This is a genomic window from Rhodobium orientis, assembly GCF_003258835.1.
GTDB lineage: Bacteria > Pseudomonadota > Alphaproteobacteria > Rhizobiales > Rhodobiaceae > Rhodobium > Rhodobium orientis.
This window is the reverse complement of sequence record NZ_NPEV01000014.1, coordinates 86,746-90,264: the sequence shown is the minus strand read 5'-3', so window position 1 is coordinate 90,264 and position 3,519 is coordinate 86,746. Positions and strand designations below refer to the sequence as shown.

Below are 3,519 nucleotides of genomic sequence, written 5' to 3'. Positions count from 1 at the left end.
GATCGCGGCCTCGCCGCGATCGTTGGCCGCCTCGTCAAGGGTGATGCCGAGGAAGCCGAGATAGGCGCAGATGCGGCTGCGCACCGGGGCGGAATGTTCGCCGATGCCGGCGGTGAAGACGAGCGCGTCAAGACCTGAGAGCGCGGAGCTCAGGGCGCCGATCTCCTTGGCGACGTGGTAGCAGAAGAGATCGACCGCCTCCCTCGCCTCCGGCCTGTCGCTTTCCAGAAGGACGCGCATGTCGTTGGAGATGCCGGAGACGCCGAGAAGTCCGCATTCGTGGTAGAGCAGATGCTCCAGCGCATCGGCATCCATGCCCATCTGGCGCATCAGATAGAGCAGAATCCCGGCATCGATGCTGCCGGAGCGGGTGCCCATGGGCACGCCCTCCAGGGCCGAGAAGCCCATCGTTGTATCGATGCTGCGCCCGTCCTTCAGGGCGCACAGGCTGGACCCGTTGCCGAGATGCGCAACGACCACCCTGCCCTTCGCCACCTCCGGCAGCGTTTCGCTGAGGTGCCGGGCAACGAACTCGTAGGACAGGCCGTGAAAGCCGTAGCGCATCAGGCCGCGTTCGCTCAGGACCCGCGGCAGGCCATAGGTCCTGGCGACGACGGGCTCGGAGTGATGGAAGGCCGTATCGAAACAGGCGATCTGCGGCAGGCCGTCGAAACTCTCCGCCAGGACACGGATGGCCGAGACGTTCTGCGGCTGGTGCAAAGGTGCAAGCGGGACGAGCGCTTCCAGTTCGTCGAGCACGCGCTCCGTGACCCATACCGGATGGTGGAAGCCGGCACCGCCATGGACGACGCGATGGCCGGCCGCCAGCAGCGGCAGGTCGGCCAGGCGGGCGCGGATCCAGGCGATGAGATCGCGCAGCAGCGGCGCGACGCCCCCGGTGTCACGTTCCGCCCAGGATTCGCGGGCCAGTGAGACGCCCGCCGTGTCCTTCACGGAGAACACCGCATCCGTGCCGATGCCGGTGAGCTGGCCCGAGAACAGGGTGACGATGTCCTCGCCCTCTCCGCCGACCCGGAAGACGGTGAACTTGACGCTGGAAGAGCCGCTGTTGAGGACCAGCAGCGCGCCATCGCGCGACGGATTCGAAAGCATCGGCGGCGTCCTCATGCGTTCGCTCTGGCGCGGTTGGCCAGCAGCACCGCCAGCGCACAGGAAGACAGCCGCGACTGCAGGCTGTCGGCACGGCTGGTCAGGATCACCGGCACGGAGGTGCCGAGGATGATGCCGGCGACTTCCCCGTTGGCCAGGAAGGAAAGCTGCTTGACCAGCATGTTGCCGGAGGCAAGGTCCGGAACGAGGAGGATGTCGGGCTCGCCCGCGACCTGTGAGGCGATCCCCTTGGTGCGGGCGGCTTCAGCGGAGATGGCGTTGTCGAAGGCGAGCGGGCCGTCGATGATGCCGCCGCGGATCTGGCCGCGATCGGCCATCTTGCAAAGGGCCGCGGCATCCACCGTGGAGGCGATCTTCGGATTGACGGTCTCAACGGCCGACAAGACGGCGACACGGGGCTGCTCGATGCCCAGTGCAGCAGCCAGATCGATGGCGTTCTGGGCGATGTGCGCCTTGTCTTCCAAACCCGGCGTAATGTTGACCACGCCGTCGGTGATCATCAGCGGTTTCGGATAGGTCGCAACCCGCAGCATGAAGACATGGCTGATGCGCTTGGACGTGCGCAGACCGCCGTCCCGCTTCACGACGGCAGCCATCAGTTCGTCGGTGTGCAAGGCTCCCTTCATCACGGCGCCGACCTCGCCCCGGACGGCAAGCTCGATGCCCTTGGTGGCGGCTGCGAAGGGCGTGTCTGCGTCGACGATGCGCGCGGCCGCGATGTCGATGTCCAACTGCCCGGCGATGGCCTCGATGCGCGCGCGCGGGCCGACAAGCACCGGGTCGATCAGGCCCTCGCGGGCGCCTTCCACGGCGCTGCGCAGGGAGGTTTCATCGCAAGGATGGACGACGGCCGTGGGCAGTGGCGGCATGCCGCCGCAAAGCGCCTTCAGGTCGTCGAACTGGCGGCCGGCATCGGATTGCTCGAGGCGATCGCCGGCCGAAAGAGAGGCATGAACGGTCATTTTTGGGTCCCTGGGGGTGAAATCCGAAAATCGTCGCCTCCCGCCCGGGGCGGGCGGGAGGCAGGTCCTTTGCCGGATCTCACTGGGAGGAGGCGATCCGGCTGGGGATCGGGAGGCTAGGACAGATGCGGGCGATCAATCGCGCTCAACACACAGGGCCACGCCCATGCCGCCGCCGATGCACAGGGTCGCCAGACCCTTCTTGGCACCGCGCTGCTGCATCGCGTAGAGCAGCGTCACCAGGATGCGGGCACCGGAGGCGCCGATCGGGTGGCCGAGCGCAATCGCGCCGCCATTGACGTTGACCTTGGCCGGATCGAAGCCGAGCTCGCGGTTGACGGCGATCGCCTGGGCGGCGAAGGCCTCGTTGGCCTCGATGAGATCGAGGTCGGCGACCGACCAGCCGGCATTGGCGAGCGCCTTCTGCGAAGCCGCGATCGGGCCCGTGCCCATGACCGACGGATCGACGCCGGCGGTCGCCCAGGAGACGATGCGCGCGAGCGGGGTGACGCCGCGCTGGCGCGCGTCCTCGCCGCTCATCAGCACTACTGCGGCGGCGCCGTCATTGATGCCGGAGGCATTGCCGGCGGTGACGGTGCCGTCCTTCTTGAAGGCCGGCCGCAGCTTGGCGAGAGCTTCCGCGGTCGTCGACGGTTTCGGATACTCATCGGTGTCGACGACGATGTCGCCCTTGCGGTCCTTGACCGTCACCGGAACGATCTCGGCGGCGAAGCGACCCGCCTCCTGGGCGGCGCCGGCCTTCTGTTGCGAGGCGAGCGCGAAGGCGTCCTGCTCGTCGCGGGTCAGGCCGTATTGCTCGGCCACGTTCTCGGCGGTGACGCCCATGTGGTAGTCGTTGAACGCATCCCACAGACCATCCTTGATCATGGTGTCAACCATCTCGGCCGAGCCCATCTTGACGCCCGTGCGCAACTGCGCGGCATGCGGCGCCTGGCTCATGCTTTCCTGGCCGCCGGCGACGATGATCCTGGCGTCCTCGTGCTGGAGCGCCCGGTAGCCCATCGCGACGGCGCGCAGGCCCGACCCGCAGAGCTGGTTGACGACATAGGCGGTCGATTCGACGGGCAGGCCGGCGCCGAGTGCAGCCTGGCGGGCGGGATTCTGGCCGGTCGCGGCGGTGAGGATCTGGCCGAGGATAACCTCGTCGACCTCTTCGGGCTTGACCTTGGCGCGGGCCAGGGCCTCGGCGATCGCGGCCGTGCCGAGCTGATGGGCGGGAAGCTTGGAGAGGGCGCCGTTGAAAGTACCGACTGCGGTGCGCGCGGCACCTGCGATGACGATCTCGTCGATCATGTTCGTCTCCTGAGTTGAGGTGCGATGTTTGCGGATCGGGGTGCCGGGGTATTGCTGAGCCTCGGCGATCGACGCATCCGCGAGGAAAGGTCTGGGCGGCCGGCCGCAGCCC

3 protein-coding genes are annotated in these 3,519 nt (G+C 67.8%); all 3 read right to left on the bottom strand.

Annotated features, from left to right (window positions below):
- Positions 1-1,113: acetate/propionate family kinase (locus tag CH339_RS09055; RefSeq protein WP_111434032.1), on the bottom strand; the 1,113-nt coding region annotated here is incomplete at its 3' end.
- A gap of 11 nt (positions 1,114-1,124) precedes the next feature.
- Positions 1,125-2,093, bottom strand: a complete 969-nt coding sequence (locus CH339_RS09050) for a bifunctional enoyl-CoA hydratase/phosphate acetyltransferase (protein WP_111434017.1) — start codon at positions 2,091-2,093, stop codon at positions 1,125-1,127.
- A gap of 135 nt (positions 2,094-2,228) precedes the next feature.
- On the bottom strand, positions 2,229-3,407 hold the full coding sequence (locus CH339_RS09045; protein ID WP_170138456.1) for an acetyl-CoA C-acetyltransferase: 1,179 nt from the start codon (positions 3,405-3,407) through the stop codon (positions 2,229-2,231).
- Positions 3,408-3,519: the final 112 nt, after the last annotated feature.